The sequence below is a fragment of the Priestia sp. YIM B13489 genome (assembly GCF_042787645.1).
GTDB lineage: Bacteria > Bacillota > Bacilli > Bacillales > Bacillaceae_H > Priestia > Priestia megaterium.
Genome location: NZ_JBHZOQ010000053.1, coordinates 957,274 through 970,949 on the forward strand (window position 1 = coordinate 957,274; position 13,676 = coordinate 970,949).

Sequence of the window (13,676 nt, forward strand, 5' to 3'; positions counted from 1 at the left end):
TTGTCAAAAAAGTTTTAATCCTTTACTATGGTAGAGTAGTAGTGAAAGAAAGATTTTAAATGAGAGATCGGATCAGGAGGAGTTTACAAAATGACAGCAAAACGCGCACTTATTAGCGTATCTGATAAAGAAGGTATTGTTTCATTTGCACAAGAATTAAAGGACTTAGGAGTAGAAATTATTTCAACTGGCGGTACAAAACGTACACTAGAAGAAAACGGCATTGACGTTATCGGAATTTCTGAAGTAACTGATTTCCCAGAAATTTTAGACGGTCGTTTAAAAACATTGCATCCTAACGTTCACGGTGCTTTATTAGCGTTACGCGATAACGAAGAGCATCAAGCACAAATGAAAGAGCATAATATCTCGCCAATCGACTTTGTAGTTGTAAACTTATATCCATTTAAAAAGACAATTGAAAAAGAGGATGTAACGCTTGCTGAAGCGATTGAGAATATTGACATCGGTGGACCTACAATGCTTCGTTCAGCTGCGAAAAACTATCGTTCTGTCTCAGTTGTAGTAGATCCAAGCGATTACGCAACCGTAGTAGAAGAGTTAAAAGCTGATGGCAATGTTTCATTTGAAACCAATCAACGATTAGCAGCAAAAGTATTCCGTCATACGGCAGCTTATGATGCATTAATCGCTGAATACTTAACAAACATTACAGGTGAAACAACTCCTGAGAAATTAACAGTAACGTATGAGCGTGTTCAAGGCTTACGATACGGAGAAAATCCTCACCAACAAGCTTCTTTCTATAAAAAGCCGTTAACACAAAAAGGTTCTATTGCAACAGCTACGCAGCTGCATGGAAAAGAGTTATCATACAATAATATCAACGATGCAAATGCAGCTCTTCAAATCGTAAAAGAATTCAAAGAGCCGGCTATCGTAGCGATCAAACATATGAATCCTTGCGGTGTAGGTGTGGGTGAAACAATTGCTCAAGCTTATCAAAAAGCATACGAAGCGGATCCTACATCTATCTTTGGCGGTATCGTAGCAGCTAACCGTCCTATCGACCGTGAAACGGCTATTCAGTTAAAAGAAATTTTCTTAGAAATCATCATTGCGCCTGCGTTCGATCAAGAAGCATTAGATGTATTAACAGCTAAGAAAAACCTTCGTTTACTAACGATAGAGCTTGATGAAAAAGCAGAAAAAGAAGCTTTCTTAACATCTGTAAAAGGCGGCGTTCTTGTTCAGGATGAAGATGTGTTCGGATTTGATGATGCAACGATTACTGTTCCAACGAAACGCGAGCCAACAGAAAAAGAGTGGGCAGATTTAAAATTAGCATGGAAAGTTGTTAAAAATGTTAAGTCTAATGCTATTGTACTTGCAAAAGATGACATGACAATTGGCGTAGGGGCTGGTCAAATGAATCGTGTAGGCGCTGCAAAAATTGCGATTGAACAAGCTGGTGAAAAAGCACAAGGTTCAGCTTTAGGTTCAGATGCGTTCTTCCCAATGGGCGATACAGTAGAAGCAGCAGCTAAAGCAGGAATTACAGCGATTATTCAGCCAGGCGGATCAATTCGTGATGAAGAGTCAATTGCAAAAGCAGATGAATACGGCATTGCAATGGTATTTACAGGCGTAAGACATTTTAAACATTAATGAGGTGAAGAACGTGAATGTTTTAGTTATTGGAAAAGGCGGAAGAGAGCATACAATTGCATGGAAAGCTTCAAAAAGTCCACTTGTTAACGAAGTGTTTGTAGCACCAGGAAATCCGGGCATGAGAGATGTGGCAACGATTGTACCAATCGATGAAAGCAGCCAAGAAGAGCTTGTGCTATTTGCAAAAGAAAACAAGATTGGATTAACAATTGTTGGACCAGAAAATCCGCTAATTGAAGGCATTGTTGATCGATTTGAACAAGAAGGTCTTCCAGTCTTTGGACCGCGCAAACAAGCAGCGATGATTGAAGGAAGCAAAAGCTTTGCAAAAGAGCTCATGAAAAAGTATGATATTCCAACCGCAGCGTATGAAACATTTACGTCTTACGAGGAAGCAAAAGCATATGTGGAAAAGCAAGGCGCTCCAATTGTTATTAAAGCAGACGGCTTAGCGGCTGGTAAAGGTGTAACTGTTGCTTTAACAGTGGAAGAAGCTGTAGATACATTACGTGATTTTCTAGTTGACCAAAAATTTAAAGAAGCAAGTGCAAAAGTAGTTGTAGAAGAATTTTTGGATGGTGAAGAATTTTCATTAATGGCATTTGTACGCGGTACAAATGTATATCCAATGGTAATTGCACAAGATCATAAGCGTGCTTTTGACGGCGATCAAGGACCAAACACAGGAGGCATGGGAGCTTACTCTCCTGTTCCGCAAATCAGTGATGCAGAAGTACAAGAGGCTGTAGAAAACATCTTACTTCCAATGGCTAAAGGATTAGCTGAAGAAGGCTGTGAGTATACAGGAATTCTATATGCTGGTCTGATTCAAACACAAAAAGGACCAAAAGTTATTGAATTTAATGCGCGTTTTGGAGATCCGGAAACCCAGGTTGTACTGCCGCGTATGAAAAGCGATTTAGTCGATGTGCTTCTTCGCATTTTGAAAGAAGAAAAAGTAGAAATTGAATGGGATGATGAAGCAGCTATCGGAATCGTATTAGCAGCAGCAGGCTACCCAGAAGATTATCAAAAGGGTGCGCCAATTAACGGATTGGATGCGATTAGTGAAGACGCGCTTGTTTTCCACGCTGGTACAGCTTTAGAAAACGACACATACGTTTCAAACGGCGGCCGTGTTCTATTAGTAGGTGCTAAAGGAGCAACTCTTCAAGAAGCGCAGCAAGAAGTATACAAGCAAATGGCTCATATCGATGTAGAAAAAGGCTTTTTCTATCGTAAAGACATCGGCCATCGTGCATTAACAAAAGCAGCTTTAAAATAAAAAAGGAGAGCTCCGGCTCTCCTTTTTACCTTATGAAGGATTATACGTTTCTTCATTTCCATTTGGATGGTGTTCATGTTCATCATGTTTTTGACATGAATCATATGCGTACGTAAGAGGGCAAAAACGCGTGATGCCTTCTGCCACTTTTAAAGCTCCCATTAATCCTAAGAAGATGTATGAATCTTTGTACGGTCTGCGAGATAAACGAGATGTTGTCCAAGAAAGAAGGGTAAAGCCCAGTGTAAGTCGAATTAATGCGTTAACAATACCGATATTTGGTTTCATGTTTTATCACCTTTATTCATAAAATTAATAACAGTTTCTGAATGCGTTTACATCAAGGATGTGTTACGATAAAAATACATAGTAAATTAGGGGGAATTTAGCATGCCGGAACAAAGATACCGCTGGAAAAGCAAACATATTAGACAGCAGCTCTTAGTATTAAACGGTCAAAAAGCACCAACTATTGTCTTAAAAGATGCAACATATTTGAACGCTCGAATGAAGCAGTGGAAAAAAGCACATATTTGGGTTTACCAAGATCGTATTGTATACGTCGGCTCAGAGATGCCTAAGCACACAGACGCTTCTACAGAGATTATAGACTGCAGTGAGAAATATGTGGTTCCTGGGTATATTGAGCCGCATGTTCACCCGTTTCAGTTATATAATCCCCAGACTTTTTCCCAATATGCAGCCAAGCACGGAACAACGACTTTATTTAATGACAATTTAATTCTCGCTTTACAGCTCGAACAAAAAACGGCGTTTTCATTGATTGAAGAAATGAAAACGTTACCACAATCGCTGTATTGGTGGTGCAGATTTGATTCGCAGACGGAAATTGATGAAGAGGCTGACATCTTCTCACATACGAACATTACTTCTTGGCTACAAAATGAAGCTGTCTTACAAGGAGGCGAACTGACAAGTTGGCCGAAGCTTTTAGACGGAGATGATTTAATGCTTCACTGGGTTCAAGAGACAAAACGGATGAGAAAGCACATTGAAGGACATTTTCCAGGGGCGTCAGCATTTACCTTGGCAAAAATGAAATTGCTCGGAGCAGACAGCGATCATGAGTCTATGACGGGGGAAGATGTTGTTGCTCGGTTAACACAAGGCTATGACGTTGCTTTGCGCCACTCTTCAATTCGGCCGGATTTGCCAAAATTGCTGCAGGAGTTAAAAGAGCTGCAGGTAGATTACTTTGACCATATTACGATGAATACAGACGGTTCTCCGCCTTCTTTTTACCAAAATGGCGTGTCAGATATGTTAATTACATTAGCTATTTCAGAAGGGGTTCCCGTGTTAGATGCTTATAATATGGTGTCTGTAAATATTGCTCGCTATTATAACATGGAACATTTGCACGGGCATGTAGCAACAGGCTGTGTGGCTAATATTAATATTTTAGAAGATCCTATGCGGCCTACTCCGGTCTCTGTGCTAGCAAAAGGAAAGTGGATGAAAAAAGAAGGCAAAGAACAAGCATTAGCCTCAGTAGAATTTCCTTGGGAAAAGTTTGGTTTTTCACCGTTAAAGTTGGACTTTGATTTAACGATGGACGATTTTCAATTTTCAATGCCAGTAGGCGTAAAAATGAAAAATGCTGTTATTATGGAGCCGTATTCAATTCACTTGAATGTGAGCGGAGATGTATTAGCCTCTGATCATGATGAAAGTTTTTTAGTGCTTGTGGACCGAGAAGGCAAGTGGCGGATCAATACGCTGTTAAAAGGATTTGCGACAAATGTATCGGGACTGGCAAGTTCATTTTCAAATACAGGTGATTTTATTTTAATTGGAAAATCGAAAAAAGATATGATGTGTGCATTTAAACGTATGAAAGAAATTGGAGGCGGTATTGTCATTACAGAAGATGAGAAAGTAGTATACGAACTGGATCTTCCGTTAAAAGGAGTCATGTCGAATCTGCCGATGGAGGAATTAAGTAAACGAGAGGTAGAACTCAAAAAAGTGCTGGGTGAGCGAGGATACAAGCACGATGATCCTGTCTATTCACTGCTGTTCTTTTCGTCTACACATTTGCCCTATATTCGTATCACGCCAGTAGGAATTTATGATGTTATGAATAAAAAAGTACTTTTTCCGTCTATAATGCGTTAAAATATAAAAGTATCAAAGGAATTTGAAATTTGTATGAAATTGGCTGTCTTCATACAGAATGAATGTATGTGCAAATAAATATAGAAACTGTATTTTATAGATAGAAACAACCAGTAAAGAAAGCCAATGATAAAGGAGTTCGATACGATGCAAATCAACAAACTACGAGGAAAAGAATTAGATCAGCTATTTCAAGCGATTTTATCATTAGAAAACCTTGAAGAATGCTATCAATTTTTTGATGACCTATGTACAGTTAATGAAATTCAATCATTAGCACAGCGCTTAGAAGTAGCAAGAATGCTGAGAGAAGGCAACACGTACCATAAAATTGAGACGGAAACTGGAGCAAGCACAGCGACTATTTCCCGTGTTAAACGCTGCTTGAATTATGGAAGCGATGCGTATCAAATGGTGTTAGAACGCCTTCAAGAAGATTCAAATCAAAAGTAAAGCGTATGGCTGAAGCAGCCATACGCTTATTTTTTAATTAAAATTGAGTTGCTTCTTCAATGATATTTTTAAGTTCGCTAATTGCTACACGTTTTTGTTCCATTGTGTCGCGGTTACGGATTGTTACTTGATTGTCCTCTAATGAATCGAAATCGAATGTAATACAGAACGGCGTACCGATTTCATCATGGCGACGGTAACGTTTACCGATTGAACCAGCATCATCATAGTCAATCATAAAGTATTTTGCTAAATCTTCAAAGACAGCGCGAGCTTCGTTAGAAAGCTTTTTAGAAAGTGGCAATACAGCAGCTTTAAATGGTGCTAAAGCAGGGTGAAGCTGCATAACTGTACGAGAAGAGCCATCTTCTAACGTTTCTTCTTCATATGCATCAATCATATAAGCTAATGTTACACGGTCAGCGCCTAAAGAAGGCTCGATGCAGTAAGGTACATAGCGTTCGTTTGTTTCTTGATCAACATATTGGAAGTCTTCTCCAGAGTGTTCCATATGCTGCTTTAAGTCATAGTCTGTACGAGAAGCTACGCCCCATAGTTCTCCCCAGCCGAATGGGAACTTGTATTCAAAGTCTGTTGTTGCATTACTGTAGTGAGAAAGTTCATCATCATCATGATCGCGAAGACGAACGTTTTCTTCTTTCATACCAAGAGAAAGAAGCCATTTGTTACATGTTTCTTTCCAGTAGTTAAACCACTCTAATTCAGTGCCTGGTTTACAGAAGAATTCAAGTTCCATTTGTTCAAATTCACGCGTACGGAATGTGAAGTTACCAGGTGTAATTTCGTTACGGAAGCTTTTACCCACTTGGCCGATACCGAACGGAAGCTTTTTACGCATTGAGCGCTGAACGTTTTTAAAGTTTACGAAAATACCTTGAGCTGTTTCAGGACGAAGGTAAATTTCATTTGTTGATGTTTCAGTTACACCTTGGTGCGTTTTGAACATTAAGTTAAATTGACGAATTTCAGTGAAGTTAGCTGAACCACACTCAGGACATGTAATTTCATGTTCTTTAATTAAGTCAGCCATTGCATCAAATGAAAGGCCGTCTACGATCATTTCAAGGCCTTTTTCTTGAAGTTTTTCTTCAATTAATTTATCGGCACGATGACGGGCTTTACAATCCTTACAGTCGATCATTGGGTCATTAAAGTTTCCTAAGTGACCAGAAGCTTCCCATGTTTTTGGATTCATTAAAATCGCAGCGTCTAAACCAACGTTGTATGGAGATTCTTGAATGAATTTTTTCCACCATGCTTTTTTAATATTGTTTTTTAATTCTACGCCAAGCGGGCCGTAATCCCATGTATTTGCAAGACCGCCGTAAATTTCAGATCCTTGAAATACAAAGCCGCGGTGTTTAGCGTGAGATACGATTTGATCCATTGTTTTTGACATTCTAATTCCTCCTGTAAATGGTAGTGATTCAAGCGAAACAAAAAGAGCGGGTACAAAAAAACTCTCGTCCCTGGGCATATCAACAATATGCCCAGGGACGAGAGTTTTTCCCGCGGTTCCACCCTGGTTGATACAAAATGTATCCACCTTCGTCTGTATATACTCCAGATTGCCTTTTCCTTAAACCATTCTCTAGGCTCCCACCGTCCCTAGTTCGCTTTGTGAAGAGGATTTAAGTACTATTGATCCTTCAGCGTATATCATATGAATTTTAGTAGCTATATATTAGCATATCCTATGCAGAGAAACAATAACCTTGTGCAAAATGGGCTTTTTTTGTGATGTTTTCTTCGGGGATTTGAGGATAAAACCATATCTTTTATACATATTTTTTGAAAACAAAAAACGTGATGAAAAGTTCGGTTTTCCTTTCATTTCACCCCCTTAGTTTTGTTATAATGAACAAATGGACAAGCGCGAACTTTTAAGTGTAAAGAAATGGAGGAACATATATGTATGATATTAAAGAGTGGAGACATGTCTTTAAATTAGATCCTAATAAAGAGATTTCAGATGCAGATTTAGAGAAAATTTGCGAATCCGGCACGGATGCGGTTCTTGTCGGAGGATCTGATGGAGTGACTCTAGACAATGTACTGCAGCTGTTAATGCGTATTCGCCGCTACACGGTGCCGTGTGCGCTTGAAGTATCAACAATTGACTCTGTAACACCTGGGTTTGATTCTTATTTTATTCCGACCGTTTTAAACAGCAAGGATCCAAAGTGGATTGTTGATTTACATCACGCAGCTATGAAGGAATACGGAGAGATCATGGACTGGGATGAAATTTTTGTAGAAGGATACTGCGTACTTAACCCCGAAGCAAAAGTAGCTGCGCTAACGGAAGCGAAAACAGATTTGGATGCAGAAGACGTTGTAGCGTATGCTCGTATGGCTGAACGCATGTTTCATTTGCCCGTTTTTTATCTAGAATACAGCGGAACGTATGGAGATCCTGAATTAGTGGCAGAAGTGAAAAATTCACTAAATGAGACGAAATTATTTTACGGCGGAGGTATTGAGACAAAAGAGCAAGCGAGTGAGATGGGAGAGCTAGCCGATACGGTTATTGTAGGAAATGTTATTTATACAAATTTATCGGAAGCGTTAAAAACTGTAAAAGCAGTAAAAAAGAATATTGCACAGTGAAAAATAAATAAAGTAGAATAGAGAATATATGTTCGATATAGGCGGTGAAAACGTGAATTTTTTAAGTGAAAAATTATTAACAGGATTAAACCCTCAGCAACAAGAGGCAGTTAAAACGACAGACGGACCACTATTACTTATGGCCGGTGCAGGAAGTGGGAAAACACGTGTATTAACGCATCGAATTGCGTTTTTAATGGCAGAAAAAGAAGTTGCACCTTGGAATATTTTAGCCATTACTTTTACAAACAAAGCAGCTCGTGAAATGAGAGAGCGTGTTTCAAATATCGTTGGCGGAGTGGCAGAAGATATCTGGATTTCAACGTTCCACTCGATGTGCGTGCGTATTTTACGAAGAGATATTGATCGTATTGGCTTTAATCGTAACTTTACGATTTTAGATTCAACGGATCAGCTGTCCGTTATTAAAAATATTTTAAAAGATCAAAACATCGATCCAAAAAAATTCGATCCGCGCTCGTTATTAGGAAGCATTAGTTCAGCTAAAAATGAACTGAAAGTAGCGGAAGAATTTGATAAAACAGCAGCGGGACCGTATGAAGAAGTTGTAAGCAAAGTCTACAAAGAGTATGAAAAGCGTTTAAAGAAAAACCAAGCGCTCGATTTTGATGATTTGATTATGACAACGATTCAGCTATTTAAACGAGTTCCTGAAGTGTTAACTTACTATCAGCGCAAGTTTCAATATATTCATGTGGACGAGTATCAAGATACAAACCATGCACAGTATATGCTGGTTCGCTTGCTAGCTGCAAGATTTGAAAATGTATGCGTAGTAGGGGATTCAGATCAGTCTATTTACCGCTGGCGCGGGGCTGATATTACAAATATCTTGTCATTTGAAAAAGATTACCCAAAAGCCAAAACTATTTTGCTTGAACAAAATTATCGTTCAACTAAAACGATTTTGGCTGCGGCAAACGGCGTCATTGCAAACAATATGAATCGTAAAGTGAAAAACTTATGGACGGAAAACGATGAAGGTCAGAAGATTTATCATTACCAAGCAATGAGTGAGCATGATGAGGCACAGTTTGTAGCACGTAAAATTAAAGAAGCAGTAGACAGCGGAAAGCGTAAATACAGTGATTTTGCCATTTTGTATCGTACAAATGCACAGTCTCGTGTGATGGAGGAAGTGCTGTTAAAATCCAATATTAATTATACAATTGTCGGCGGCATTAAGTTCTACGACCGCAAAGAGATTAAAGATTTGCTTGCGTACTTGCGCTTAATTGCCAACCAAGATGATGACATTAGCTTAGCTCGTATTGTGAACGTTCCAAAGCGCGGAGTGGGAGCTACTTCAGTCGATAAAGTGGCCAATTATGGAAACGTTCATGACATTTCTATTTTCAAAGCGCTGGATGAAGTAGAATTAATGGGGTTAACAGGCAAAGCAACAAAAGCCCTTCGTGATTTCCAATCGATGATTTCGAACTTAGCTCAAATGCAAGACTATATGTCTGTTACAGAGCTTGTGGAACAAGTATTAGAAAGAACAGGATACCGTGAAGCGCTTAAAGTGGAAAAAACAATTGAAGCACAAAGCCGTTTAGAGAATATTGATGAGTTTTTATCTGTCACAAAAACGTTTGAAGAAGCAAGTGAAGATAAAAGCTTAGTAGCATTTTTAACCGATTTAGCACTTGTTGCTGATATCGATAAGCTTGACGACGAGGAAGAAGAAGAGAACGAACAAGTGATTCTGATGACGCTTCACTCGGCAAAAGGTCTAGAGTTCCCGGTTGTTTTTCTAATGGGTATGGAAGAAGGCGTATTCCCTCATAGCCGATCATTATTCGAAGATAATGAAATGGAAGAGGAACGACGCTTAGCCTACGTAGGGATTACGCGTGCTGAACAAGAATTGTATTTATTAAATGCTCAAATGCGCACACTATTTGGTAAAACAAACGTTAATCCAAAATCCCGCTTCATTGGAGAAATCCCAAGCGAGCTTGTGGAATCTTTAAATGAAGCAATGCGCAAACCTGCTGCTGGTCGTTCAGGGGCTTCAGCTTCGCCTTTTGCAGCGCGCCGACAAGCGGCCGTGGCAAAAACGAAGCTTGTGTCAACAGGCAGTGAATCAATTGGATGGAGCGTTGGAGACAAGGCCGAGCATAAAAAATGGGGAATTGGTACAGTTGTAAGTGTAAAAGGAGAAGGAGATTCAAAAGAATTAGACATTGCTTTTCCTAGTCCTACAGGTGTAAAAAGACTGCTTGCTAAATTTGCCCCGGTTACGAAAGTGTAATCGTGAAAAGGAGCTAGAATATGGAGTTTGAGACAGCAAAATCACGCGTTCAAGAATTACGCGACTTATTAAATCAATATGGCTATGAATATTATGTGTTAGATCAGCCATCTGTTCCAGATGCAGAATACGATAAATTAATGAATGAGTTAATTGAGATAGAAGAATCATTTCCAGAATTAAAAACAGCTGACTCACCTACTCAGCGCATCGGCGGCCAAGTGCTCGATGCGTTTGAGAAGGTTCAGCATCAAACGTCTATGCTAAGTTTAGGAAATGCATTTAATGAAGAAGACCTTCGGGATTTTGATCGCCGAGTGCGCCAAGCCGTTGGAGATGAGTTTTCTTATGTATGCGAACTTAAAATTGACGGCCTTGCTGTATCTCTTCGCTATGAAGATGGATACTTAGTGCTGGGAGCTACGCGCGGAGACGGTACGACGGGTGAAAATATTACTGAAAACTTGAAAACAATTCGCTCTATTCCACTGCGAATTAAAGAACCATTATCAATGGAAGTTCGCGGAGAAGCATTTATGCCGAGAAAATCATTCGAAGCACTTAATGAAGCAAAAATGGAAAGGGATGAAGTTCCGTTTGCTAACCCGCGTAACGCAGCTGCAGGCTCACTGCGTCAGCTAGATCCTAAAATTGCGGCAAAACGTAATTTAGATATCTTTGTATATGCCATGACTGATACAGGAGAATTAGAAATCGACTCTCACAGCGAAAGTTTGAATTTACTCGATGAGCTTGGTTTTAAAACAAATAAGGAAAGACAGACGTGTGAAACCATTGATGATGTGATTGCTTACATCGAAAGCTGGCAAACGCAACGTCCAGAACTATCTTATGATATTGATGGCATTGTTGTAAAAGTAGATTCATTTGATCAGCAGGCTGAGCTTGGAACAACGGCCAAAAGTCCACGTTGGGCTATTGCTTATAAGTTTCCTGCTGAAGAAGTTGTAACCAAGCTTGTAGATATTGAACTGACGGTAGGCCGTACAGGTGTCATTACGCCAACAGCTATTTTGGAGCCTGTTCAAGTAGCAGGTACGACGGTACAGCGTGCGTCTCTTCACAATGAAGATTTGATTCGTGAAAAAGACATTCGGATCGGAGATTATGTCGTAGTAAAAAAAGCAGGAGATATTATTCCTGAGGTAGTGAATGTGATTGAGGAGAAGCGAACGGGAGAAGAGCAAGAGTTTACGATGCCTACTCACTGCCCGGAATGTGAAAGTGAACTGGTGCGTTTAGAAGGAGAAGTTGCGCTTCGCTGCATTAATCCAAGCTGTCCTGCTCAAATTCGTGAAGGACTTATTCATTTCGTGTCCCGCAATGCGATGAACATTGATGGACTTGGTGAAAAAGTTATATCGCAATTATTTCGCGAACAGTTAATTAAAGACGTAGCGGATATTTATACGCTTACAAAACAGCAGTTAATCGAGCTTGAGCGCATGGGTGAGAAATCTGCTGATAATTTGATTGCAGCCATCGAAGCATCGAAAGAAAATTCGCTTGAGCGTTTGCTTTTTGGTTTGGGCATTCGCCATGTCGGAGCAAAAGCTGCAAAGACGTTAGCTCAGCACTTTGAAACCATAGACAAGTTAACAAAAGCAACGTATGATGAATTAGTGGCAATTAATGAAATTGGTGCCAAAATGGCTGATGCTATTGTCGCTTACTTTACACAAGAAGAGGTTCAAGAACTTATACATGAATTAAAAGAGTATGGAGTAAACCTTACATACAAAGGACCCAAGCTTGTAAGTGTAGAAAATGTAGATTCTGTTTTTGCTGGTAAAACCGTTGTATTAACAGGTAAGCTTGAACAGTTATCTCGCAATGATGCAAAAGCACAAATTGAAGCACTTGGCGGTAAAGTCACAGGAAGCGTAAGTAAAAAGACAGACCTTGTTGTGGCAGGGGAAGAGGCTGGTTCCAAACTGACAAAAGCTAACGAGCTTGAAATTGAAGTATGGGATGAGGCAAGGCTACTTACGGAATTAAATAAATAAGAGGTGTGTGTAGTTGAAAAAGATATTGTTACTTTCTCTTGCGGTCATGCTTGTAACTTCAGCGTGTGCACCGAATCTTTCGGACGATAAAGAGACTGTTCAACAAACCAACAATAAGAAAGAAAAAGCAGTTATTCCGAAGTATAGTATTTCAGATGATTATTACCGAACAATTCTTCCATTTAAAGCGGGAGTGGCAAGAGGCTTAGTAGCAGCAAACTTAAACAACCGCTTGGATGCGCAAGAATTTGAAACAGGCTTAATGCGCTTATCGACAGATAGCTATTCTCCGAAAAAATATGTGTATCAAGAAGGCCAGTACCTTGATAAAGATACTATTCGCTCATGGTTAAGCCGTAAGCTGAGCGATAAACAGTTTAAAGATCTTCAAAGCAAAACAAAAGATGATACGGCGAAAAAGAAGCTTAAAAACAATGGATTAAACCCAATCGATACAGAAAAAGGCGATTTGAAAACTCGTAATGAAACAAGTCCAATGTACTTAGCGAACATTACTGAGCAAGACTACCTTATTCAAGACGGAGACGACAAGGTAAAACTTGGAGGCGTCACAATTGGCCTGGCGATGAATTCCGTTCATTATTATACAGAAGAAAATGGTTATGCTCGTGAAGTGAAGCTTACAAATAAAGAGATTGAAGCCCAAGGAAAGCAAATGGCAGATGAGATTGTTAAGCGTATGCGCAACATCAAAGGCTTAGAAAATGTGCCAGTTCGAGTAGCATTATTCAAACAAAGTGCTAAGTCCTCTTTAACACCGGGTAACTTTATAGCTGTCGGAAATGCAGGTTCAAATGATACGGCCGTTGGCAGCTGGGATAATTTAGACGAGCAATATTATTTATTCCCATCATCAGATGCAACAAAAGATCACCGAGATGATGCGATGAAATTTGATGAGTTTAAAGCGCAAATCGAAGACTATTTCCCGAACTTTACAAGCGTAGTAGGGAAAGGGTATTACAAAGATGGACAGCTTCAAAAAATGACGATTGATATTCCCGTACAATTTTACGGAAAAGGTGAAATTGTAGGATTTACTCAGTACGTTGCTGGTTTAATGCTTGATCATTTCCCTTCATATATGGAAACGAGTATCTCTATTAACTCAGTAAGCGGACCGGAAGCGCTCATTGTTAGAAAAGCAGATGAAGACAAGCCGTTCGTTCATATTTACGAAGAGTAAGCAAAAAAAGACACTGCTCAAGCA

At 39.5% G+C, this 13,676-nt stretch carries 10 protein-coding genes; 8 read left to right on the forward strand and 2 right to left on the reverse strand.

Translation table 11 applies throughout. From position 1 onward, the window contains the following. The first annotated feature begins 90 nt into the window (after window positions 1-90). Entirely contained in the window at window positions 91-1,629 is a 1,539-nt protein-coding gene (gene purH / locus ACFX4W_RS10805) for a bifunctional phosphoribosylaminoimidazolecarboxamide formyltransferase/IMP cyclohydrolase (protein WP_013081443.1), read from the forward strand. 13 nt (window positions 1,630-1,642) lie between these two features. Next, complete coding sequence (purD, locus tag ACFX4W_RS10810; protein ID WP_025752919.1) at window positions 1,643-2,917, forward strand: phosphoribosylamine--glycine ligase; 1,275 nt, start codon at window positions 1,643-1,645, stop codon at window positions 2,915-2,917. Window positions 2,918-2,947: 30 nt separating this feature from the next. On the opposite strand, the gene ACFX4W_RS10815 is transcribed toward purD, so the two are convergent. Beyond that, window positions 2,948-3,205, reverse strand: coding sequence for a YgaP family membrane protein (locus tag ACFX4W_RS10815; RefSeq protein WP_016762773.1), 258 nt, complete (start codon window positions 3,203-3,205; stop codon window positions 2,948-2,950). A 102-nt stretch (window positions 3,206-3,307) separates the two neighbouring features. Here ACFX4W_RS10815 and ACFX4W_RS10820 point away from each other — a divergent pair, with 102 nt between their 5' ends. Both ACFX4W_RS10820 and ACFX4W_RS10825 read left to right on the forward strand, forming a co-directional pair. Then, window positions 3,308-5,056, forward strand: coding sequence for an adenine deaminase C-terminal domain-containing protein (locus ACFX4W_RS10820; RefSeq protein WP_025752917.1), 1,749 nt, complete (start codon window positions 3,308-3,310; stop codon window positions 5,054-5,056). 147 nt (window positions 5,057-5,203) lie between these two features. After that, on the forward strand, window positions 5,204-5,509 hold the full coding sequence (locus ACFX4W_RS10825) for a YerC/YecD family TrpR-related protein (RefSeq protein WP_013081447.1): 306 nt from the start codon (window positions 5,204-5,206) through the stop codon (window positions 5,507-5,509). Between the two features lie 37 nt (window positions 5,510-5,546). Here ACFX4W_RS10825 and ACFX4W_RS10830 read toward each other — a convergent pair whose 3' ends face one another. Further along, window positions 5,547-6,929, reverse strand: a complete 1,383-nt coding sequence (locus ACFX4W_RS10830; protein WP_237075103.1) for a glycine--tRNA ligase — start codon at window positions 6,927-6,929, stop codon at window positions 5,547-5,549. A gap of 512 nt (window positions 6,930-7,441) precedes the next feature. Between ACFX4W_RS10830 and pcrB the strand changes: the two genes are divergently transcribed. Genes pcrB through ACFX4W_RS10850 form a run of 4 tightly spaced genes read left to right on the forward strand, consistent with a single transcriptional unit; the run spans window position 7,442 to window position 13,652 of the window. After that, entirely contained in the window at window positions 7,442-8,140 is a 699-nt protein-coding gene (gene pcrB, locus ACFX4W_RS10835; protein WP_016762776.1) for a heptaprenylglyceryl phosphate synthase, read from the forward strand. 28 nt (window positions 8,141-8,168) lie between these two features. Then, on the forward strand, window positions 8,169-10,418 hold the full coding sequence (pcrA, locus tag ACFX4W_RS10840; RefSeq protein ID WP_013081449.1) for a DNA helicase PcrA: 2,250 nt from the start codon (window positions 8,169-8,171) through the stop codon (window positions 10,416-10,418). 20 nt (window positions 10,419-10,438) lie between these two features. Beyond that, window positions 10,439-12,445, forward strand: a complete 2,007-nt coding sequence (ligA, locus tag ACFX4W_RS10845) for an NAD-dependent DNA ligase LigA (RefSeq protein ID WP_043975807.1) — start codon at window positions 10,439-10,441, stop codon at window positions 12,443-12,445. A 13-nt stretch (window positions 12,446-12,458) separates the two neighbouring features. After that, on the forward strand, window positions 12,459-13,652 hold the full coding sequence (locus tag ACFX4W_RS10850) for a CamS family sex pheromone protein (RefSeq protein ID WP_014461929.1): 1,194 nt from the start codon (window positions 12,459-12,461) through the stop codon (window positions 13,650-13,652). The last annotated feature ends 24 nt before the right edge of the window (window positions 13,653-13,676 follow it).

Excerpts from the sequence above, each read along its gene's own strand:
- purH (WP_013081443.1), top strand. The coding sequence starts at position 91 with ATGACAGCAAAACGCGCACTTATTAGCGTATCTGATAAAGAAGGTATT.
- ACFX4W_RS10815 (WP_016762773.1), bottom strand. The coding sequence starts at position 3,205 with ATGAAACCAAATATCGGTATTGTTAACGCATTAATTCGACTTACACTG.
- ACFX4W_RS10820 (WP_025752917.1), top strand. The coding sequence starts at position 3,308 with ATGCCGGAACAAAGATACCGCTGGAAAAGCAAACATATTAGACAGCAG.
- ACFX4W_RS10825 (WP_013081447.1), top strand. The coding sequence starts at position 5,204 with ATGCAAATCAACAAACTACGAGGAAAAGAATTAGATCAGCTATTTCAA.
- ACFX4W_RS10830 (WP_237075103.1), bottom strand. The coding sequence starts at position 6,929 with ATGTCAAAAACAATGGATCAAATCGTATCTCACGCTAAACACCGCGGC.
- pcrB (WP_016762776.1), top strand. The coding sequence starts at position 7,442 with ATGTATGATATTAAAGAGTGGAGACATGTCTTTAAATTAGATCCTAAT.
- pcrA (WP_013081449.1), top strand. The coding sequence starts at position 8,169 with ATGTTCGATATAGGCGGTGAAAACGTGAATTTTTTAAGTGAAAAATTA.
- ligA (WP_043975807.1), top strand. The coding sequence starts at position 10,439 with ATGGAGTTTGAGACAGCAAAATCACGCGTTCAAGAATTACGCGACTTA.